The organism is Actinomadura hibisca NBRC 15177, from assembly GCF_001552635.1.
Lineage (GTDB): Bacteria > Actinomycetota > Actinomycetes > Streptosporangiales > Streptosporangiaceae > Spirillospora > Spirillospora hibisca.
The window spans coordinates 41621-61272 of the sequence record NZ_BCRO01000026.1 but is presented as its reverse complement, the minus strand read 5'-3'; the positions used below and the strand labels follow the sequence as shown (position 1 = coordinate 61272).

The window sequence follows — 19652 nt, the reverse complement described above, 5'->3', positions numbered from 1 at the left end:
CCCCGTGACCCTGCCCGATCGCGACATCCCACCGGCCGCCGTGGGCGACGATCCGCTGGACGACTTCACCCGCGAGGAGTTCGCCGCCTCCGGGCGCGCCCACGCCGTCCTGCGGTCCGGCACCGGCCCCGCCGTGATCGTGATGACCGAGGTCCCCGGCATCAGCCCGAAGGTGGCGGCGTTCGCCCGCCAGGTGCGCGACATCGGCTGTACGGTCGTGCTGCCCGACCTGTTCGGCGTCGCGGGCCGCGAGTACCACCCCCGCGCGCACGGCTGGCGCGGCACCGTGACGACCACGGCCCGCGCGGCGGCACAGATCTGCGTCAGCCGCGAGTTCTCCCTGCTGGCCACCGGCCGGACCTCCCCCGTCGTCCCCTGGCTGCGCGAACTCGCCGCCCACGAGCACCGGCGGTGCGGCGGGCCGGGCGTCGGCGCGATCGGCATGTGCGTCACCGGCGGGTTCGCCCTGGCCATGGCGACCGACGAACGGCTGCTGGCCCCCGTCCTGGCCCAGCCGTCGTTGCCCCTGCCGATCACCCCGCGCCGGCGCGCCTCGATCGACATCTCCGGCGACGACCTCGCCGCCGTGCAGAAGCGTTGCGCGGCCGGTCTCACCGTGCTCGGCCTGCGCTTTCGCGGTGACATCCTGGTGCCCGACGCCCGCTTCGCCTTCCTGCACAAGCACCTGGGCGACGCCTTCGTGGCCGTCGAACTTGACGACGATGCGGCCGACCCCGCCGCGCTGATCCGCCCGCACTCGCCGCTCACCGAGCACCTCATCGACGAGCCCGGCCAGCCCACCCGTGCCGCCTTCGACCAGGTTCTGGACCTGTTCCGGCAACGGCTGGGACTCGACGGGCCCGCCGCGCAAGCCGGGCGCTGACCGTTCCGGGGTTCAGTGCGCCGCGTCGTCGGCCTGCTGGAGCTGGGCGAGTGCGCTGTCGAGGGTGTGCTGGGCCTGGCTGAGGATGCGCGAGTTGTAGGCGCCGGTGGCGCGGATGTTCAGCAGCTCGGTCTGCTGGGCCCGGAGGTAGTCGGCCGACAGTTCGCGGTAGAGCTCGTGCGGATCCCGGGCGTCGCTGGGCGGCGGCGGGTCGTCCGAAGCGGCGGGCGGGATGCGGACCCAGTAGGAGCGGACACGGTCGACGACATCCTGAGGGTAGGAGGTGCCGTCGGGGCGGGTGGGGTGGTCCAGGAAGCCCTGAGTCTGCGCCTGGATCTCGCCCAGGAGCGTGGCGTAGTCGGCCCGGTCGGCGGCGGCGTCGTCGGCCGGGACGCGCAGGACCTGGATCACCTTGGGCAGGGTGAGTCCCTGGAGCAGCAGGGTGGTGAGCGCGACGACGAAGGCGATGAGCAGGAGTTGCGGCCGGTAGGGAGTGCCGGCCGGGAGGGTCTGGGCGGCGGCGACGGTGATCGCGCCGCGCATGCCCGACCAGGCCAGGACCGCCGCGCCGCGCCAGCCGAGGTTCTCGGCGAGCACGAAGGCGATGTCGCCCTCCATGCGGGTGAGGCGCTGCTGGAAGCGCTGGGTGCGGCGGGGCGCGCGGTTCTCCATGTCGGCGGCGGCGATCCGGTCGCGGACCTCCTGCAACCTGGTCCCGAGGGAGGCGGCGCGGGCGGCGTCGTGCCGCATCATCGAGACCAGCGGCACCACGAACAGGATGCGCGTGGCGATCGCCAGCAGCGAGGCGGCCAGGCCGATGCCGACGGCCCAGGCGACGCTGAGCCCGGCGGCCTCGCACTGGTCGATCAGGGTGTGCAGTTGCAGGCCCATGACCAGGAAGAGGCCGCTCTCCAGCAGGAACGCGACCGTCCGCCAGTTGACCGATTCGGCGATGCGGTCGGTGGCCCGCAGGTAACGGGGGCTCTGGTCGCCGTTGACCAGCCCGCACACCACGACCGCGAGCACGCCCGACGCGCCCAGCTCCTCGGCGGGCAGGAACGCCAGGAACGGCACCACGAACGACATGGCGGTGGTGAGCACGGCGTCGTTCAGCCGCCCCCGGATCCGGACGGTGACCGCCCCGACCAGCACGCCGATCACCGTCGCGGCGACGACGGCCCACACGAACTCCAGCCCGATCTGCCCCAGATGGACGGTGCTGGTCATGGCGGCGGTGGCCGACGCGAGCAGGACCAGCGCGGACGCGTCGTTGACCAGCCCCTCGCCCTCCAGGATGGTCAGCAGCCGCGAGGGCAGGCCGAGCCTGCGGCCGATCGAAGTGGCCGCGACGGCGTCGGTCGGGCTGACCACGGCCCCGAGCGCGAACGCGGCGGCCAGCCCCAGCCCCGGCAGCAGCCACGCGAACAGGTAGCCGGTGCCCAGCGTGGTGACGGCGACCAGCAGGAACGCCAGCCCGCCGATGGCCTTGAGGTCGCGGCGGAAGTCGATGGCGGGCATCTGCACCGCCGCCGCGTACAGCAGCGGCGGCAGGATGATCGTGATGACCCAGTGCGGGGCCAGCTCGACCGTCGGCGCGCCCGGCAGGAAGCCCAGCGCCGTCCCGACCAGCACCAGGGCGAGCGGCGCGGCGACGCCCACGCGCCGGGAGAGCGCGGCGACCACCACGATGCTGATCACGCCGGCGACGGCGACGAGGGTCCCAGCCATGATCAACTCATTCCCCGCCGCCTCTCCGGTCACGCACCGTGAGGGAGCGCGGCGGGGCGCTCAGGTCAGGATCGCGGCGCCGCCCACGTGGACGTTGCGGCCCTCCCCTTTCGTCAGGGTGAGGACGGCCGAGCGTCCGGCCCGGGTGTACTGGGTGATCTGCAACTCCTGGCCCTCGGCGACGTGCGGGTCGGCGCTGACCTGGGCCGCGTTCGAGACGCCGGTGGCGCGGTCCACGACCAGGCTCCGGCCGAGGTAGGCGTTCACCTGGACGGCGTGTTCGGGCAGCGATGACGTGCCGTTGCGGCAGAACAGGTGGATTCCGTTGACGTCCAGCTCGCGTTGCAGGGCCGTCAACCGGTTGTAGTCCAGCCCGTCCAACTCCTGTCGCAGCCGGGCGAAGGCGTCGGGCTCCACCTCGACGGTCAGTTTGGGTGATCCGACGGACAGGACCGGCAGGCCGTCGGCCAGGGACGGCAGCGGCACGTGGAAGATCTCCTCCAGCGCCCGAGCGCGGCCGTGCACGGTCCGCGGCTCTGCGGAGACGAAGTGCAGCATGACCGTTCCGGCGCGGGGAAGCGAGGCGCGCGCGGAGCCTCCGACCGGCGTGGTGATCAGGAGATCGTGGCCCGGCTCGACGGCCCCGGCCTCGACGAGCGCGTGCACGGCGCCGATGAAGCCGTGCGCGCACGCGCCGAGCGCCTTGCCGGTCGGGGTCAGGACGGTGACGTCGAGTTCGTAGGGGCCGTCCGGTTCGTGCGGTTCGCGGAGGGCGTCGACGAACACGGTCTCGGGGGTGCCGGTGCGGGCGGCCAGCGCCTGGCGCTGCTCCACGTCGCAGGCTTCGACGACGGCGAAGGGGTTGCCGAGGCCGTTGTGCGGATCGTGGGCGTCGACGAAGGCCGAGCCGAACAGCACGGGGGCGTCCGTGCGGCTCACGGGTTCGGCCAGAGGATGAACAGGGGGTGGGCGCGGCGGGCGGGCTGGTCGCCGATCTCCTTGAGCGCCGCGCGGATCTCGCGCAGGTGCCCGGTGGTCAGCTGCAACGGGGGCTCGTCGGGCTGGTAGGTGGTGCGGATCGGATAGTCCACGCCCGGCCGGTTCGTCATCTCGATGTGGCAGCCGAGCACGTGGGTGACGGGCCGCCGGTCGGAGAAGTCGATCAGGCGGTCGATGGTCCGGACGAACGTCGGCCAGTCCTGGATGTAGAGGCGGCCCGGGTAGACCGTGTCGCCGGTGAGCAGGAACCCGGTCCACGGGTCGTAGAAGGTGACCGCCGCCTCGTGGTGGCCCGGGGTGGCCAGGCACTCCAGGACGCGACCGCCGAGATCGACCCGCGCCACGGCGTCGGGGTCCTCGGCGAACCCGAAGTACTCCCAGGCGGTGGCCAGGTCCCCGGCGACCAGCGTGGTGTCGGGGCGGTCGGCGAACTGGCCGTCGCCCGCGACGTGGTCGCCGTGCGCGTGGGTGTGCAGCACCAGCAGGTGGTACCGCTCGCGGGGGTGCTGGTCGAGCCAACCGTCAACGATCTCGTCGACGACCCGGCGCAGGGGGAAGTACTCGGCGGACGCGGTGGCGCCGGTGTCGATCAGCACCGCGCGCTCGTTCCCGAACAGCAGGAACAGGAACGGCGCCTCGTAGTCGATCGCCATGTTCTGGCGGAGGATGAACGTGTGCTCGTCGTAGGCGTGGACCTGGATGTCGGGGTCGGTGTTGTGCTTGGCCGACGGCGAGCCGTGGATCCAGCGGACGTCCAGCGCGCGGGGACGCGGCGTGGCTTCGGTGAAATCGATGAGGGACGTGCCCGCGACCATGACGGCTCCTTCGAGTGCGTCGTCTTTGCGGGCCGGGTACGGCGCACATCTCGTCCGGGGCAAGCGCGTGCGGGCTGCCAGGGGAAAAGTACCACGAGGATGATCAACGACGTCCGGCGGTCAGTCGGCTTCCTGGGCGTCGTGGGCGTGGTTGTTCCGTTCGATCTCCGGCATGTGCTCCTCCGCCCACGTGCGCAGGGCCGCCAGGGGCGCGTCGAGTGACAGGCCCAGGGCCGTGAGCCGGTAGAACACGCGCGGCGGCACGGTCGGCTCCACGCGTCGAGCAACCAGGCCGTCGCGGACCAGGCTGCGCAGGGTGACGGAGAGCATCTTCTGCGAGATGCCGGGCATCCGCTGGCGCAGCTGGCTGAAGCGCAGCTCGCCGGGTGCCGCTTCGGCCAGCACCTTGACCGCCATCGAGGTCCACTTCGTGCCGATGCGGTCGAGCAGGTGGCGCGTCGGGCACTGCGGCTGGAACACGTTCCCTCGCCTGGCCGTAGTCACCTGGAGCTCACCACCTGACGGGAAAGTGCCTTCTTCTGCGGGAAAGCGTAGTCGCCTACCGTTTGCTTGTCACCAATGGTTACCGGCTCTGGACAGGTGGAACGTGCCCGAACTCCGTCGCATCCCCGTCAACGGCGTGGAACTCAACGTCGCCCTGGCCGGGCAGGGACCGGCCGTCCTGCTCCTGCACGGTTTCCCCCACACGTGGCGGCTGTGGGCAGACGTGCTCCCCCGCCTCGCCGACGACTACAGCGTGATCGCGCCGGACCTGCGCGGCCTCGGCGACAGCACCCGAGCCGAGACGGGCTACGACGCGCAGTCCCTGGCCGACGACGCGGCCGAACTCCTCCACGCACTGGGCCATGATTCGGCCGCCGTCGTAGGGATCGACGCCGGGGCCCCGCCCGCCTTCCTGCTGGCGATGAACCGGCCCGACCTCGTCGGGAAGCTGGTGCTCATGGAGTCGCTGCTCGGCCGCCTGCCCGGCGCAGAGGACTTCCTCGCCAACGGTGCGCCCTGGTGGTTCGGCTTCCACGCCGTACCCGACCTCGCCGAGACCGTGCTGGTCGGCAACGAGGCCCCGTACATCGACTGGTTCCTGAACGCCGGCACGCTGGGCGAAGGCGTACGCCCCGACGTACGGGACGCCTTCGTTCGCGCCTACACCGGCCGCGACGCCCTGCGCTGCGCCTTCTCCTATTACCGCGCCCTGCCCGCCAGCGCGGCGCAGATCGAGCAGGCCGCCACGACACGCCTGACCGTCCCGACCATGGCCATCGGCTCACACCCGGTGGGCCGGACGCTGGAACGCCAACTACGCCCGATCACCGACGACCTCACCGGACACCTGATCGACGGATGCGGGCACATCATCCCCCAGCACCGCCCGGACGCGCTGCTGACCCTGTTGGCCCCCTTCCTGGCCCGCTGACGGCGCAGAATCCCGTTCTGCGGTGAGCGGAACGCGTGGTGCCCCTTCACTTCGCCGGGTTACGGTGTGCGCATGGCCGAGATCACCCGCCCGCTCAAGCCCGCCGACGAGACGCCGGACGGACCGGCCACGGAGCCCCGGCCGTCGGAGCCGCTGTGGCGCGACGCGCTCGGCCGGTGCCTGCGACGCCTGCGCACCGAACGCGGCGAGATCCTGACCGAGACCGCCCGCCGCGCCGGGCTCTCCCCGCAGTACCTCTCCGAGATCGAGCGCGGCGTCAAGGAGCCGTCGAGCGAGATGATCGCCGCGGTCGCCGGCGCCCTGGACATGACGCTCGCCGACCTGACCCTCACGGTCGCCACGAGCCTCCTGACCGCGGTGCCCGCCGGAACCGCTCCGGCGGGCCCGACCTGCCAGGTCTCCTACTCGCTGGCCGCCTAGTCACGACACGGAGAACGGCTTCCGCTCCTCGATGACGTGGTCGATGAGGCCGTACTTCAGCGCGGTCTGCGCGGTGAACACGCGGTCGCGATCGGTGTCGGCGCGGAGCGTCTTGGTGTCCTGCCCGGTGTGCCGGGAGAGGATCTGCTCGATGTCGGCGCGCACGCGCACGACCTCGTCCGCCTGGAGGATGAGGTCCGGGATCGGCCCGCGTCCCTGCCCCGTCGGCTGGTGCAGGACGACGCGGGTGTGCGGCAGCGCGGCCCGCTTGCCGGGAGCGCCCGCCGCGAGGAGCACCGCGCCGACCGAGACGGCCTGCCCCACGCACGTCGTCGCCACCTGCGGACGGATGTAGCGCAACGTGTCGTACACGGCGAGCATCGCGCTCGGGTCGCCGCCCTCGCAGTTGATGTAGAGCTGGATGTCGCGGTCGGGGCTGTCGGCCTCCAGGTGGAGCAGCTGCGCGACGAGGGCGTTGGCGACACCCGCGTCGATGCCGGTGCCGAGATAGATGATCCGCTCGGTCAGCAGGTGCGAGTAGACGTCCATGATCCGCTCACCGCGGGAGTGTTGCGCGATGACGTTGGGGATCGTGTAGGTGCTCATCGGGTGGCTCCTTCGGCCGGGGCGGTGAGCCCGACGGTGCGGCGACGGGGCGGCACGACCTCGTCGTAGGTGCTGACGATCGTGTCGATGAACCCGTACTCCAGCGCTTCCTGCGCGGTGTACCAGCGGTCGTGCAGGGAGTCCTCGAAGATCCGGTCGAGGGGCTGGCCGGTGTCCTCGGCGATGAGCCCGAGCACGGTGTCGCGGGTGTGGCGCAGGTCGTTGGCCTGGAGCTCGATGTCGACGGCGGGACCGGCGATCCCGGCGGACCCCTGGTGCATGAGGACGCGGGCGTGCGGCATGGCGCGCCGCTTCCCAGGGGTACCGGACGACAGCAGGAACTGCCCCGCGCTGTAGGCGATGCCGAGCACCACCGTGGCGACGTCGCAGGGGATGAGCCGCATGACGTCGCGTATCGCGAGCATCGACGGCACGGACCCGCCGGGCGAATGGATCCAGAGCGCGATGTCGTCCGACGGGTTCTCCCCCGCCAGGCTGAGCATCTGGGTGGCCAGCAGCGTGCCGTTGTCGTCGTCGAGCGCACCGTCCAGCACGAGGACGCGCTGACTGTAGAGCTCACTGCGCACACGTTCGTTGAACAGGGGGAACTTCTGTTGCTCGCTCATGCCTTTCACTCTGCGCCAGCTCGGACACCGGAGACAGCCAGATCTGCCCACGGCAGATCTGCTCTGAGCAGCAAAACCAGACCCAACTCCGCGCGCCGCCGACGAATCACGAGACAGAGTTTCGATGTTGTAGCCTCGCAGCACTACAGACGATCCCGGGTGAGGATCGGCCGACGCACCGGCACTGAACCAATCACCTGGGCGGGGCGCATGCAGGCATGGCGGAATTGATTCCTGACCCGAACGAAGTACTGGCGTGGGCCGAACTGGTCATGGCCCAGCTCGCTCCAGACCGGCCCTATGCCCTCTGGGTCGAATCTGACGACCCCTACGCCGGATACCGGATATGGCTGGACCTCGACGGCAATGCCAGCGGCGTGGCCTTCGTCAGCCCCGAGCCACCGGTGGAAGCCCTCGCCCGGCTTGCCGACCAACTCCAGCAGCACGTGATGGAGACGACGCAGGGGCGTCCGGCTCCGGCATGTCCCGGCCACCAGCACCCAGCCGTTGCCGATGTCGTGAAGGGCACAGCGGTCTGGCGCTGCATGAACTCCCCCTCCCGTGTGGTCAGGCCCATCACGTAGCAACTCGCTACGCGAAGGGGGCCGTTACCGCCTGACCGCTTCGGCTTGCCCTGAATCTGGATCCACTCGGCAGGATGGCAGGTCTCGATCTCCCGGGTGGTCGTCCCAGGTTGCCCGTGTACATCTCGGTCCTGGTCAGTTCAAGCGTGTCGAAGGGCCCGTTGCGGTCGTGGATCGGCCCTGGCGGGCCCTTGCGGCGTGCGGCGTTGCCGGTGGGCACGTCGACCGTGCCCGGCTTCTACGAAGAGCCGCGGTGGACGCAGAAGAGCTGGGTTTCGGTGCCGTTGGGGTCGCGGTAGGCGACGATGGCGGGACCTTGTGCGCTCTGGTGGGCGGGCAGTTGGGTGTCGGTGCTCCAGCTCGTGCCGTTGAAGCGGGTCCACCACAGGCGCTGGTTGGAGCCGCCGCCGCGGTGCACGCAGTACAGGTGGTTGTTGTAGACGGCCAGGGCAGGGCCTTCCTTGCTCTGGTGGGCGGGCAGCCGGGTGTCGGTGCTCCAGTTCGTGCCGTTGAAGCGGGCCCACCACAGGTTCTCGTCGGAGCCGGCGCCGCGATGCACGCAGTACAACGAGTTGTTGTAGACGGCCAGGGCGGGGTTGGAAGCCGTGTTGTGGCTTCCGAACAGCGCATCGTTGCTCCAGCTGGTGCCGTTGAAGCGGGTCCACCACAGTTGGGTGCCGTTGGCGTCCTTGTAGGCGCAGTACAAGTTGTTGCCGAAGGTCGCCAGGGCCGGACCTCGACTGGTCGCCCCGTTCATCTGGGTGTCGCGGCTCCAGCTGGTGCCGTCGAAGCGGGTCCACCACAGTCGCCGGTCGGAGCCGGCTCCGCGGTGCACGCAGTACAGGCGGTCGTTGTAGACCGCCAGGGCCGGGCCGTCGCCGCTGTAGTGGTCGGGGAAGGCGGTGTCGGTGCTCCAGCCGTTGTTGCGGACGGGGTCGTAGACGGTCCACCAGAGCTTGCTGTCCTGGTCCCCGCGGTGCACGCAGTACAGCTTGCCGCGGAACTCCGCCAGCGCCGGGTTGGCCTTGGAGAGGTGGCCGGGGAACTTCTCGTCCTGGCTCCAGTTGTGCGAGGCGTTCATGACCGTCCACCACAGGGAGGTGTCCTGCGTGGGGGCCAGCGGGATGGGGATGAGCATCAGCGGGGCGGTCCAGGGCGACACCAGCCGGCAGCCGTAGTCCTTGCCGATCTCCCGGATGATGAACGCGCGGATCTTGCAGGCGGCCTCGACCACCGCGCCGATCGTCTTGCCGAGGACGTGCCCGGCGATCTCCCCGATCGTCTCCACGATGTCGGCGGCGGCCTGGGCGGCCGCCGCGTTGAGGACGATCTCGAAGCCCCACCACTTCGTGTTGACGTACACCTGCCGGCCGTTGGCGTTCAGCTCCAGTTCGGCCCGGCGGACGGTGTCCTGCCTCGCGTGGGTGAGCCGGGCGGTCTGCTCCTCGAACTGCTTGCGGGCCTCGTCCAGATACTCCTGGGAGATCCGCTGCGCCTCCTCGTGGGAGACGGCGTACGGCACGGTCCCCACAGCGGAGGGGTGCCGGGGGTCTCGGCTCTGGTCGTGTTCTCGTCGGTCATGCGATCACGTCCTTACAGGTAGGAGGATGCGCCGCGGAACTCGTCACCGGCCTTGAGTATTCGAGCGTGCCCCATCGCTTGCAAGGGCGTGCGCGTGGCGCTAACCGGCCACGCGCCCGACCTGACCGTCTCGGCCGGTCGGACGGTTGCCGCAGGCTTCTGGATGGCCGGTTGCCGCCACACCCGCTCGGAGCCGTCCCTGCTCTCTGCGGGCGATGAACGGGCGTGGGTGGTCGGAACGGAGCTTGGCCCAGCCGCCAAAGCGAACGGCAGGGCCAGGTGGATCCCGTCCGCCCACCAGGAAGGCGGACCGGCATGGGCGCGTTCGCCCAGCCTGCCGCTGACCAGCGCGAAATCCTCCCGGACGACGTGCGGGGCCGGGTCAGGCCGTGGCCCGCATGTGCTCCCGTGCCCATTCCTCGAAGCCGGTGAGCGGGATGCCGAGGTCCCTCGCGTACTGCGGGCGGGCCGGCTGGCCGACCGCGTTCAGCCACTCGTGGTTGGCGCCCATCGGCGGCATTCCGGCGGCGAGGGCCTCCTGTTCGGTCATGTCCGGTGCGGGCAGCGGCGTGCCCAGGGCGCGGGAGAGGATCTCGGCGATCTCCGTCATCGACAGGTGGTCGCTGGCCAGTTCCAGTTCGATCCCGTCGAACCGTTCCGGCGCGGCGACGGCCGCGGCGGCTGCCCTGCCGATGTCGTCCACCGCGACCAGGGACAGTCGGGTGTCGGGGTTCAGGACGCTCACCAGGCCGCCCTCGACGCCGCGCGGGAACAGGAACGCCATGGACGGCAGGAAGTTCTCCATGAAGAAGCCCGGCTTGAGGATTGTCCAGTGGGGGAAGCCTGCCGCGCGGACCCGGTCCTGGATCGTGCTCTTGGCGCCCAGGGTGGGTTCCATCGAAGCCCAGCGGCCTTCGGCCCAGCCGGGAGCCTGGGTGTGCTGACCTGCGCCGGTGACGGACGTGTGCACGAACTGCGGCACCCCGGCCGCCTTCGCGCCCTCGATGAGGTTGACGCCCTGGGTCACCTCGCCGTCGAAGTCGAATCCTTCCGCGGTCATGCCGGGCATCTGCACGGAGAAGACGGCGCGGGCGCCCTCGGCGGCCCGGATCACCGAAGCGCGGTCGTGGAGGTCGCCGGTAATCAGTTCGACGCCGAGCGCCTCGACGGCCCTGGCCCGGTCGGTGCCCGGGTCGCGTACCAGCGCGCGGACGGGAACGCCCGCCGCGCGCAGGGCGCGGGCGGTGGCCCCGCCCTGCTTGCCGGTGGCACCGGTGACCAGGACGGGCGCGGACGTTGTGGACATGGTGCTCCTCGGGTACTCGTCCAGCTAAACGGCGGGGCCCGCCGTTTCTACTCCGGTACGATATGGCGGGGCCCGCCACTTAGCAATCCCGGAGGTGACGCCATGTCCGGCCACCAGCGCGCGGACGCCCGGCGCAACTACACGCGCATCCTCGCCGTGGCCGAAGAGGAGGTCGCCGCCCACGGCGCCGGTGCCTCCCTGGAACAGATCGCCCGCATCGCGGGCGTCGGCTCGGCGACCGTGCGCCGACACTTCCCAACCCGCCGCGCGCTGCTGGAGGCGGTCTCCCGGAAACGGATCGAGGCCCTGTGCGTCCGCGCCCAGGAACTGACCGGCAGGGACGACAGCCGGAGCGCGCTACTGGAATGGCTGAGCGACGTCGTCGCCTACTGCGTCTCGGCCCGGGGCCTGGCGGCCTCGCTGGCCTACGACAGCGCTGGGGCCGACCCCGCGCACGAGAACGCCTGCTCAGCGGCGCTGGAAGAGGCGGCAGGCCCGCTGCTGCGCCGCGCCGTGCGGGACGGCGCGGTGGCGGCGGACGTCACCGTCGCCGACCTGATCACGCTGGTCGTCGGCATCGCCCTGGCCACCGAGCACCACCCCGACCCCGCCGCCCGAGCGGACCGGCTGTTCCGGCTGACCGTGGCGGGACTGAGCCCGCAGACCTGACGAAGCCGGGAACGGTGCCTCCACCGTTCCCGGCGCGCTCATCGCTGGCGCGCTCCGCTCGCGGCGGTCAGTTCCGCCGTGGTGGGCGGGTCGGCGCCGGGGCGGGCGCAGGTCAGGGCGGCGGCCCGCACCGCGCGTTCCAGCAGCGCCGCCAACGGCCCGGCGGGCATGGCGGCCAGCGCGGTGCGGCGGTCGGCACCCAGCAGGTCGGCCGACCACAAGCCCGCCAGCAGCGCCGCCATGAACGCGTCCCCCGCGCCCACGGTGTCGACCACGGGCACCGCCGGGGCCGGGACGTGGACCGGCTCGCCCGCCCCCAGCGCGGTCGCCCCGTCCGGGCCGTGGGTGACCACCACCAGTGCCGGTCCGGCCGCCCGCCAGCGCCGGGCCGCCTCCAGCGGGTCGGTGCCGGGGTAGAGCCAGGCGATGTCCTCCTCGCTGGCCTTGACCACGTCGCTCAAGGCGATCTGGCGTTGGACGCGGGCACGTTCGACCGCCGGGTCGGCCGCCAGGGCGGGACGGATGTTGGGGTCGTAGGTCACCGAAGCGGTGGCGCGGGCGGCGGCCATGGCCTCCTCCACGCGGTCCGCGCTCAGTGCGGCGGCCAGCGAGCCGGTGTGCAGCGCGAGGGTGCCGGGCGGGAGCGGGGTCTCGTCCTGCTCCCAGGACAGGACGAAATCGTAGGCGGGGATACCGGCGCCTTCGAGGGTCACCACCGCCAGGCTGGTGAACGCCGCCGGGCGGGCGGCCAGGCGCACGCCCGCACCGGTCAGGTGCGCGTCGAGCAACCGGCCGAAAGCGTCGTCGCCCAGGCCCGTCACCAGCGTCACCGGCACGTCCAGCCGGGCGAGGCCCACCGCGACGTTGGCGGGGCTGCCGCCGGGGTCGGCCCGGAAGGTGCGGCCGTCGGCGCTACCGGCCAGGTCGACGATCGCCTCGCCCAGCACCGTGATCTGGGCGGCCGTCGGGGTCATGGCGTGCTCTCCGCGCCGGGCGCGGGCGGCAGGCACCGCAGAACCTCCAGGTCGGAACCGTGCAGCGTGGTGTCCCCGGCCCCGTAGGGCACCAGGACGGTCTGCCCGGCGCGCAGCTCCACCCGCTGCGTGCCGTGGCGCAGCTCGCCCGCGCCGCGCAGCACGACCAGCACCGCGAACCCGGCGGACAGCTCCGCTCCCGGCCCGGCCAGTTCGGCGCGGAAGAACGGGTCGGCGCTCTCGGGTAGGACGCGCCGCACCCCGGGCGCCGTCTCGGGCATGTCCGCGCGGGTACGGATCAGCCCGGCCACCTGGTCGGACGACCAGGCGCGCCGGTCCACGCACTCCAGCGCGGTGTCCCAGCCGAGCCGCAGATGCCCCGTCTCGTCCCCGGCGGGGGCGAACCCCTCCCATTCCAGCAGCACGCTGAAGTCGGTGGGCTCCTGGAGCTCGACCACGAACACCCCGGCGTCGATGGCGTGCGGGAGCCCGGCGGGGATGAGCACCGCGTCGCCCGGCCGGACGCGGACGGGACGGGTGGCCTCGATCATGGCCGCGCGGTCCTGGGTGGCGGACCAGACGCGCAACCGCTCCGCGGAGACCTCCTCCCGGAAGCCCAGCCGCACCAGCCCGTCGCCGTGGCCGGGGGTGTCCAGCACCAGCCACGCCTCGGTCTTGCCGAACGCGCAGCCCAGGTGCTCGCGGGCGAACGCCCGGGTCGGGTGGCAGTGCACCGGCAGCCGCTGCCCGGCGTCCAGCAGCTTGACCAGGAAGGCCGTCGAGTCGCCCCAGCGGGCCACGTGGGCGGGGCCGAGCCAGCCCTGCGGGTCGGCGGCGATCGCCTCGGGCAGGGGACGGCCGTCCGGGAGCACGCTCACCCCGACCGGTCCCGCGCCGAACCGCCCGGTCACCGAGCCGACCCAGTCCTCGGGCCGGTGGTCGTCGGCGGGCGGCTCCCCGCGGAAGCGGGCGATGGCGGCCCCGCCCCGGTAGAAGTGCCGCGGCTGGTTGGCGGGCAGGATGATCGGTCGCACTCGTCGCTCCTCGGCGCTCCGGTCGGGGGGATTCATCGGACGCACCGCAGGGCTGCGCGCGCCGCGTCCGCCGCGCCGGTCCAGCCCGTGACGTGGAAGGTGCACGACTCGCCGGGCAGCAGGGTGGTCAGGCCCCGGTCGGGGACGGCGTCGGGGTGGAGCCGGTCCGCGTGCAGGTACAGGTCGCGGACGAGGGTGCGCGCGGTGACGGTCACGTCGGTGCCGTCGCCCGCCGGTACCGCTCGGACGTCCATGCGGGGCTCGGGGTAGGCGAAGTCGCCGTCGGGGACGTCGAAGCGCCAGGCGCGGTGGCCGCCGGTCTCGGCGAGCCAGAACTCGCGGGACGGGTCGTCGGCCTTGGCCACCGCCGGGGGCAGGTCGAGGACGGCCACCGTGCGGGGCGCCACCTCGAAGGACTGCTGCACACCGGCGGACACCGCGCCGCCGGTGTCCAGGCGGCGGACGGTGATCGTGCCGGTCCAGGGGTCCGCCGCCTGGTTGACGGCGGCGACGACCAGGTTCCCGTCGCGTTCGGCCAGGGCGAGGAGGCGGTCGGCGTACAGGCGGCGCAGCTCGAAGTACAGCGGCTTGGGGCGGCCGTCGCCGTCGACGGCGGACCAGGAGATGACCGGCCAGCAGTCGTTGAGCTGCCAGATGACCGTCCCGGCGCACACCGGCCAGTGGGAGCGCCAGTGCTCGATACCTGCGGCGGCGGCGCGGGCCTGCACCACCTGGGTCAGGTGGTGCCACTCGTCGAACGACTCCGGCTCGTCGAAGCGGCGCGCCAGGCCGCGCGCGAGCTTGCCCATGCCGTCCTCGGCCTTCTGCCTGTGAGCCAGCGCCGGTGAGTCGACCGACGGGTCCCCGCCGGTCACGGCCCGCCGCAACGTCGCCCACGCGGGCGGTGCCTGCCAGCCGAACTCGGCCATGAAGCGCGGCACGTCGAGCAGGTAGCCGGTGTAGTCGGTCTCGTTCCACACCTCCCAGGAATGGGTGGTGCCGTGCGCGGGGTCGTTGGGGTGGTGCCGCCAGGAACCCGACCACGGGCTGCCCGCCCAGTAGGGACGGGTGGGGTCGGTGTCGGCGACGACGCGGGGCAGCAGGCCCAGGTAGTAGCCCTCGCCCCAGGACGCCCCGTCCAGGGCCTCCTCCCAGCCCCAGTCGCGGAACCCCCACAGGTTCTCGTTGTTGCCGTTCCACAACACCAGGCTGGCGTGCGGCATCAGCCGGACCACGTTCTCCCGCGCCTCGGCCTCCACCTCCGAGCGCAGCGGCTCCTCCTCGGCGTAGGCCCCGCACGCGAACGGAAAGTCCTGCCAGACCAGCAGGCCCAGCTCGTCGCACGCGTCGTAGAACGCGGTGTCCTCGTAGATGCCGCCGCCCCAGACGCGCACCAGGTCCACGTTGGCGTCGGCGGCCTGGCGGAGCCGACGCCGGTAGCGATCCGCGCCGACCCGGGTCACGAAGGCGTCGTCGGGGATCCAGTTCACTCCGCGCGCGAAGATCCGCTCTCCGTTCACCACCAGCGTGAACCCGGTGCCGTGCTCGTCGGGGCGGGTGTCCAGCTCGACCGTGCGGAACCCGATCCGCCGCGTCCACCGGTCCAGCTCCACGCCGCCCGACGACAGTTCGACGACGCACTCGTACAGCGGCTGCGCGCCGTACCCGCGCGGCCACCACAGCTCGGCGTCCGGCACCGTGACGACGACGGTCCCGGTGGTGGCACCCGGCGCGACGGCCGCCTGCGCCGACGCTCCGGCGACCCGTACCCGGACCTCCAGCGGCGCGTCCGGGTCGAGCCGCTCCACGTCGAAGCGGACCTCGACCCGGCCGCCCTCGCCGGTCGGTTCAGCCAGGGGGCGCACCCGCGCGAGCCGCGCGGTGTTCCACCGCTCCAGCCGCACCGGCCGCCAGATCCCGGCGGTCACCAGCGTGGGACCCCAGTCCCAGCCGAAGTTGCACGCCATCTTCCGCACGAAGTTGAACGGCTCGGTGTAGGTGGTCGGCCGGTCGCCCAGCTTCGCCCGCACGGCCTCGGCCTCGGTGTAGGCGGAGGTGAACCGCACCGCCAGGTCCCCCGACAGGCCCGTCACGTCGAAGCGGTGGGAGCGGTGCATGTTCCGCGTGCGGCCCAGCACCCGGTCCCCGACCCGGATCTCGGCGACCGTGTCCAGGCCCTCGAACACCAGGTCCGTCCGCCCGAACGCCCCGTCGGGTTCCGGCAGCCGCGTCGTGTAGGCCCAGTCGGCGCGGCCCACCCAGGCGACCTCCGCCTCGTTGTCGTCCAGGAACGGGTCGGGCAGCAACCCCGCGGCCATCAGGTCGGTGTGCACGCACCCGGGCACCGTCGCCGGGACGGCGGTCCCGTCCGGAAGCGGGCCCGGCGAGGCCGGGCGCAACGTCCAACCGTCCGTAAGCGGAATCGACAACGACACGAGAACTCCTTCTCTGGTGAACGACACGGTCCGCCGTGACCACGGCGGACCGCGCCGGTGGGACGGCCCGGACGGGGCGCGGACGCGCCGCCGCCGGGCGCACGGCGGTACTCTGCCCGGCTCCGGCCGGAGCGCGGTGGGAGCGCAGGCGGCGCCGTCAGCGGTGGTAGTGGACGCCGAGGTGGTCGAGGCGGCGCAGATGCCGGTCCAGGCGTCCGGTGAACTCGGCGAACTCCCCGGCCGTGCCCCACGTGACCTCGGCCAGGGCGCACAGGCGGGGGAAGGCCATGTACTCGACGTGGCGCGCGTCCGGCATGTACTCGCTCCACAGGTTCCCCTGCGCGCCGAGGGCGCGGGCGGCGGCCTCCGCGGGGAGCCCGGCGGGCACCGGCTCGTAGCCGTAGACCTTCTCCAGCGTGGTGAGGCCGCCGATGGCCAGCGGCTCGGTCTCCGGATCGGCCTGGTAGAAGTCCAGGTACAGGTGCGTGTCCGGGCACATGATGGCGTCGTGGCCGAGCGCGGCGGCGGCGACGCCGCCCTCCTCCCCGCGCCAGGACATCACGGTCGCGTCCGCGGGCAGATCGGCCTCCAGGATCTCGTCCCAGCCGATGACGCGCCGCCCGCGCTCGCTCAGGAACGCGGCCATGCGGCCCATGAACCAGTTCTGCAACGCGGCGGCGTCGGGCAGGTCCAGCTCGCGCATCCGCTCCCGGGCCCGGGGCGAGGCGTTCCACTCCGTCTTGGGGCACTCGTCGCCGCCGAGGTGGATCCACGGGCCGGGGAAGACCTCCAGCACCTCCTCCAGCACGCCCTGGAAGAACGCGACGGTGGTCTCCTCGACGTTGAGCACCCGGTCGTTGATGCCCCAGCGCGTCCACACCGCGGGCGGGTCGGCGGGGTCGTCGCCGAGTTCGGGGTAGGCGGCGATGGCCGCGGTCATGTGTCCGGGCATGTCGATCTCGGGGACGATCGTGACGCCGCGCGCCTCGGCGTGCGCCACCAGCGCGCGCAGTTCCCGCTTGGTGTAGAAGCCGCCGTGCGGGACGCCGTCGTACCGGTCGTCCTCCAGGTGGCCGAGCATCGACTCGGCCCGCCACGCGCCGACCTCGGTGAGCCGGGGGTAGCGCTCGATCTCCATGCGCCAGCCCTGGTCGTCGGTCAGGTGCAGGTGCAGCACGTTCAGCTTGTGCAGCGCCGCCAGGTCCACCATGCGGAACAGGAACTCCAGGGGGAACCAGTGCCGGGCCACGTCCACCAGCACGCCGCGCCAGCCGAACCTGGGGGCGTCCTCGATCTCGGCGTACGGCACCGTCCAGGCCACGCCGGGCGGCGGCTCGGCGGCGAAGATCTCGGCGGGCAACATCTGCCGGAGCGTCTGCACGGCGTGCCGCAGCCCCTGCGCGTCCCCGCCGGTGGCTGTCACGCCGTCGGCGTCCACCGAGAGCCGGTACGCCTCGCGGCCCAGGGCCGGGTCCACGCGCAGCACGATCGTGTCGGGCCCCGGCCCGGCGGCGGGCCGCAGCCCGTATCCGGTGGGGCGGCCCAGCAGCTCGCGCACCAGATCGTCCACCCCCGCCGCGCCGGGACCGGCCAGCACGCCGGTGGCCTCGGTCAACCGCCAGGTCCCGGCGGTCTCGGTCAGTGCGGCCGGGCGCGGGATCAGGTGCATCGGGACCTCCTCGGGGGTCGGCTGGGGGCGGGTCATGCCTTCACCGCGCCGGCGATGGCCTCGACGATGTAGCGCTGGGCGACGACGAACACCACCACGATGGGGGCGAGCGAGATCACCGCGCCGGCGCACAGCAGGGTCCAGTCGGTGGTGGTCTGGTTGGTGAACGCGTAGAGCCCGACCCCGACGGTGCGCAGTTCGGGGCGGCCGAGGGTGAACACCAGCGGCAGGAAGAAGTTGTTCCAGGAGCTGATGAAGGTGAACAGGCCGAGCGTGGCCATCATGGGCTTGGACACCGGCAACATCACGCGGAAGAACAGCGTGTTGAAGCCGGCGCCGTCCACCCGGGCGGCCTCCTCCAGCTCGCGCGGCAGGGTGGAGAAGTAGGCCATGAACATGAACGTGCCGAACACCAGGCCGCCGCCGACCTGCGCCAGGATGACCGAGGTCAGCGTGTTGAGCAGGCCGAGCGAGTTGATCAGGTCGTAGATCGGGACGATGGTGTAGCCGTGCGGCAGCAGGTAGGTCGCCAGGATGACGCCGAGGATGATCTTCTTGCCGGGGAAGGTGTGCCGGGCCAGGGCGTAGCCCGCCATCGCGGTGAACAGCAGGGTGAAGGCCACGGTGGTCACCGAGATGACCAGCGTGTTGACGAAGTAGGTCCCGAAGCTGGCCTCCCGCCACGCCTGGGCGTAGTTCTCCCACACCGGGCGGGACGGGAGCAGGCCGAGCCCGCCGTCCAGGAAGTCGATCTTGGTCTTCAGCGAGCTGCCGACCGCCCACAGGAACGGGTAGACGTAGGCGAACCCGATGGCCAGCAGCACGAGGTGGGTGAGGCCGCGGCGGGCCCGCGCGCCCTTAAGCTCGGTCACTTGCCCTCCTTGCGGGCGCGCAGCCTGCGGATCGCCAGCATCTGCCCGGACGTGACGACCAGCAGCAGCAGGCCGAACAGGAACGAGGCCGCCGAGGCCAGTCCGATGTGGGGCTCCACCGCGACGCCGGTGCCCACCTGCCCGAACGCCTCGCGGTAGATGTAGGTGGTGATGACGTCGGAGGAGTAGAAGGGGCCGCCCCCGGTGAGCACCATGACCAGGTCGAACACCTGGAGGCTCCCGACGATCGCCAGGAACACGATGACGAGGCCGACGTTGCGCAGGCCGGGGATCGTGACGTGCACGAACTGCGCGAACCTCCCCGCGCCGTCGATCTGCGCGGCCTCGTACTGGTCCTTGGGGATGGTCTGCAGCCCGGCCAGGAAGTAGATCATGTTGTAGCCGAGGGTGTTCCAGATGCCGATGGCGATGACCGTCCACATCGACAGGTGCGGGCTGCCGAGGAACTGGAGCGGCTCGTCGGTGAGGCCCAGCTTCAGGAACGGCTTGCTGACCGCGTCGCCGAAGTTGGCCAGCATCAGCTTCAGCACGATGCCCACGATCGCGATCGAGGTGATCGCGGGCAGGAAGTAGAGCGCGCGGTAGAACGTGGAGCCGCGCAGCCTGGGGTTGTTGAGCACCAGCGCCAGGACCAGCGCGAGGACGAGCTGCACCGGCACCAGCACCAGCGTGTACAGGGCCGAGTTGCCGAGGGCGCGCCAGAAGTACCCGTCGGTGGCCACCTGCTTGAAGTTGGCCAGGCCGACGAAGTCGGACGGTTCCCCGATGCCGTCCCAGTCGTAGAACGTGTACCCCAGCGAGGCGAAGATGGGGTAGACCACGAACGCCGCGGTGAGCACCACGAACGGCGCCAGGTAGGCGTAGGACCAGCCGCTGGCGCGAACCGTGCGCCACAGCGACCGTCCGCGCCCGGCGGCGGCCGCCGGGCGCGGCCCGCCGGTCCGGGCGAGCCGGGTCGTCGACATCGGGGAACC

Annotated in this window: 19 protein-coding genes and 1 riboswitch; of the genes, 5 read left to right on the top strand and 14 right to left on the bottom strand. The window is 72.1% G+C overall.

Features of this window, described 5'->3' with window-relative positions:
- The first annotated feature begins 4 nt into the window (after positions 1-4).
- Positions 5-883 (top strand): dienelactone hydrolase family protein, encoded by an 879-nt coding sequence (locus AH6_RS12620; protein WP_245679290.1) that lies wholly within the window; start codon positions 5-7, stop codon positions 881-883.
- A gap of 12 nt (positions 884-895) precedes the next feature.
- Here the strand turns inward: AH6_RS12620 and AH6_RS12615 are convergent, their stop codons facing one another.
- The 4 genes from AH6_RS12615 to AH6_RS12600 form a co-directional block, all read right to left on the bottom strand.
- Entirely contained in the window at positions 896-2611 is a 1716-nt protein-coding gene (locus AH6_RS12615) for a cation:proton antiporter (RefSeq protein WP_067478772.1), read from the bottom strand.
- A 60-nt stretch (positions 2612-2671) separates the two neighbouring features.
- Positions 2672-3550: a PhzF family phenazine biosynthesis protein gene (locus AH6_RS12610; protein ID WP_169807841.1), complete on the bottom strand. Its 879-nt coding sequence runs from the start codon at positions 3548-3550 to the stop codon at positions 2672-2674.
- Positions 3547-4425, bottom strand: a complete 879-nt coding sequence (locus AH6_RS12605; RefSeq protein ID WP_067478765.1) for an MBL fold metallo-hydrolase — start codon at positions 4423-4425, stop codon at positions 3547-3549. The genes AH6_RS12610 and AH6_RS12605 overlap by 4 nt, the downstream gene beginning before the upstream one ends.
- A 13-nt stretch (positions 4426-4438) precedes the next feature.
- A riboswitch (guanidine-III (ykkC-III) riboswitch) is annotated at positions 4439-4506 on the bottom strand.
- Positions 4507-4545: 39 nt separating this feature from the next.
- Positions 4546-4905 (bottom strand): winged helix-turn-helix transcriptional regulator, encoded by a 360-nt coding sequence (locus tag AH6_RS12600; protein WP_245679289.1) that lies wholly within the window; start codon positions 4903-4905, stop codon positions 4546-4548.
- 127 nt (positions 4906-5032) lie between these two features.
- Between AH6_RS12600 and AH6_RS12595 the strand changes: the two genes are divergently transcribed.
- Together AH6_RS12595 and AH6_RS12590 are read left to right on the top strand one after the other, a co-directional pair.
- Positions 5033-5860 carry an alpha/beta fold hydrolase gene (locus tag AH6_RS12595; protein WP_067478759.1) on the top strand — a complete coding sequence of 276 codons (828 nt, stop codon included), beginning with the start codon at positions 5033-5035 and terminating at the stop codon, positions 5858-5860.
- A 72-nt stretch (positions 5861-5932) separates the two neighbouring features.
- Positions 5933-6301: a helix-turn-helix domain-containing protein gene (locus AH6_RS12590; RefSeq protein ID WP_067478756.1), complete on the top strand. Its 369-nt coding sequence runs from the start codon at positions 5933-5935 to the stop codon at positions 6299-6301.
- Here the strand turns inward: AH6_RS12590 and AH6_RS12585 are convergent, their stop codons facing one another.
- Together AH6_RS12585 and AH6_RS12580 are read right to left on the bottom strand one after the other, a co-directional pair.
- Entirely contained in the window at positions 6302-6907 is a 606-nt protein-coding gene (locus AH6_RS12585) for a ClpP family protease (protein ID WP_067478753.1), read from the bottom strand.
- The gene (locus AH6_RS12580) at positions 6904-7533 is read right to left on the bottom strand and encodes a ClpP family protease (RefSeq protein WP_067478751.1); all 630 of its coding nucleotides are present in this window, start codon (positions 7531-7533) and stop codon (positions 6904-6906) included. Before AH6_RS12580 ends, AH6_RS12585 begins: the two co-directional genes overlap by 4 nt.
- 218 nt (positions 7534-7751) lie before the next feature.
- On the opposite strand from AH6_RS12580, the gene AH6_RS12575 reads away from it, so the two are divergent.
- On the top strand, positions 7752-8117 hold the full coding sequence (locus AH6_RS12575) for a hypothetical protein (RefSeq protein WP_067478748.1): 366 nt from the start codon (positions 7752-7754) through the stop codon (positions 8115-8117).
- A 238-nt stretch (positions 8118-8355) separates the two neighbouring features.
- On the opposite strand, the gene AH6_RS12570 is transcribed toward AH6_RS12575, so the two are convergent.
- Both AH6_RS12570 and AH6_RS12565 read right to left on the bottom strand, forming a co-directional pair.
- Positions 8356-9648: a PLL family lectin gene (locus AH6_RS12570; RefSeq protein WP_067478745.1), complete on the bottom strand. Its 1293-nt coding sequence runs from the start codon at positions 9646-9648 to the stop codon at positions 8356-8358.
- Between the two features lie 432 nt (positions 9649-10080).
- A complete protein-coding gene (locus tag AH6_RS12565) occupies positions 10081-11004 on the bottom strand; it encodes an NmrA/HSCARG family protein (RefSeq protein WP_067478742.1) in 924 nt (307 codons plus the stop codon).
- A 102-nt stretch (positions 11005-11106) separates the two neighbouring features.
- On the opposite strand from AH6_RS12565, the gene AH6_RS12560 reads away from it, so the two are divergent.
- Complete coding sequence (locus AH6_RS12560) at positions 11107-11673, top strand: TetR/AcrR family transcriptional regulator (protein WP_067478739.1); 567 nt, start codon at positions 11107-11109, stop codon at positions 11671-11673.
- Between the two features lie 38 nt (positions 11674-11711).
- Here AH6_RS12560 and AH6_RS12555 read toward each other — a convergent pair whose 3' ends face one another.
- From AH6_RS12555 to AH6_RS12530, 6 genes are all read right to left on the bottom strand, one after another.
- Positions 11712-12647: a carbohydrate kinase family protein gene (locus AH6_RS12555; RefSeq protein ID WP_067479142.1), complete on the bottom strand. Its 936-nt coding sequence runs from the start codon at positions 12645-12647 to the stop codon at positions 11712-11714.
- Entirely contained in the window at positions 12644-13681 is a 1038-nt protein-coding gene (locus tag AH6_RS12550; RefSeq protein ID WP_218005792.1) for a class I mannose-6-phosphate isomerase, read from the bottom strand. Before AH6_RS12550 ends, AH6_RS12555 begins: the two co-directional genes overlap by 4 nt.
- 32 nt (positions 13682-13713) lie before the next feature.
- The gene (locus AH6_RS12545; RefSeq protein WP_067478733.1) at positions 13714-16116 is read right to left on the bottom strand and encodes a glycoside hydrolase family 2 protein; all 2403 of its coding nucleotides are present in this window, start codon (positions 16114-16116) and stop codon (positions 13714-13716) included.
- 157 nt (positions 16117-16273) lie between these two features.
- Positions 16274-17821 (bottom strand): beta-N-acetylhexosaminidase, encoded by a 1548-nt coding sequence (locus AH6_RS12540; RefSeq protein ID WP_245679288.1) that lies wholly within the window; start codon positions 17819-17821, stop codon positions 16274-16276.
- Positions 17818-18657 carry a carbohydrate ABC transporter permease gene (locus AH6_RS12535; protein ID WP_067478727.1) on the bottom strand — a complete coding sequence of 280 codons (840 nt, stop codon included), beginning with the start codon at positions 18655-18657 and terminating at the stop codon, positions 17818-17820. The genes AH6_RS12540 and AH6_RS12535 overlap by 4 nt, the downstream gene beginning before the upstream one ends.
- Positions 18654-19643 (bottom strand): carbohydrate ABC transporter permease, encoded by a 990-nt coding sequence (locus AH6_RS12530; protein ID WP_067478724.1) that lies wholly within the window; start codon positions 19641-19643, stop codon positions 18654-18656. Before AH6_RS12530 ends, AH6_RS12535 begins: the two co-directional genes overlap by 4 nt.
- Positions 19644-19652: the final 9 nt, after the last annotated feature.

Excerpts from the sequence above, each read along its gene's own strand:
- AH6_RS12615 (WP_067478772.1), bottom strand. The coding sequence starts at position 2,611 with ATGGCTGGGACCCTCGTCGCCGTCGCCGGCGTGATCAGCATCGTGGTG.
- AH6_RS12605 (WP_067478765.1), bottom strand. The coding sequence starts at position 4,425 with ATGGTCGCGGGCACGTCCCTCATCGATTTCACCGAAGCCACGCCGCGT.
- AH6_RS12590 (WP_067478756.1), top strand. The coding sequence starts at position 5,933 with ATGGCCGAGATCACCCGCCCGCTCAAGCCCGCCGACGAGACGCCGGAC.
- AH6_RS12585 (WP_067478753.1), bottom strand. The coding sequence starts at position 6,907 with ATGAGCACCTACACGATCCCCAACGTCATCGCGCAACACTCCCGCGGT.
- AH6_RS12580 (WP_067478751.1), bottom strand. The coding sequence starts at position 7,533 with ATGAGCGAGCAACAGAAGTTCCCCCTGTTCAACGAACGTGTGCGCAGT.
- AH6_RS12575 (WP_067478748.1), top strand. The coding sequence starts at position 7,752 with ATGGCGGAATTGATTCCTGACCCGAACGAAGTACTGGCGTGGGCCGAA.
- AH6_RS12565 (WP_067478742.1), bottom strand. The coding sequence starts at position 11,004 with ATGTCCACAACGTCCGCGCCCGTCCTGGTCACCGGTGCCACCGGCAAG.
- AH6_RS12560 (WP_067478739.1), top strand. The coding sequence starts at position 11,107 with ATGTCCGGCCACCAGCGCGCGGACGCCCGGCGCAACTACACGCGCATC.
- AH6_RS12555 (WP_067479142.1), bottom strand. The coding sequence starts at position 12,647 with ATGACCCCGACGGCCGCCCAGATCACGGTGCTGGGCGAGGCGATCGTC.
- AH6_RS12540 (WP_245679288.1), bottom strand. The coding sequence starts at position 17,821 with ATGACCCGCCCCCAGCCGACCCCCGAGGAGGTCCCGATGCACCTGATC.
- AH6_RS12530 (WP_067478724.1), bottom strand. The coding sequence starts at position 19,643 with ATGTCGACGACCCGGCTCGCCCGGACCGGCGGGCCGCGCCCGGCGGCC.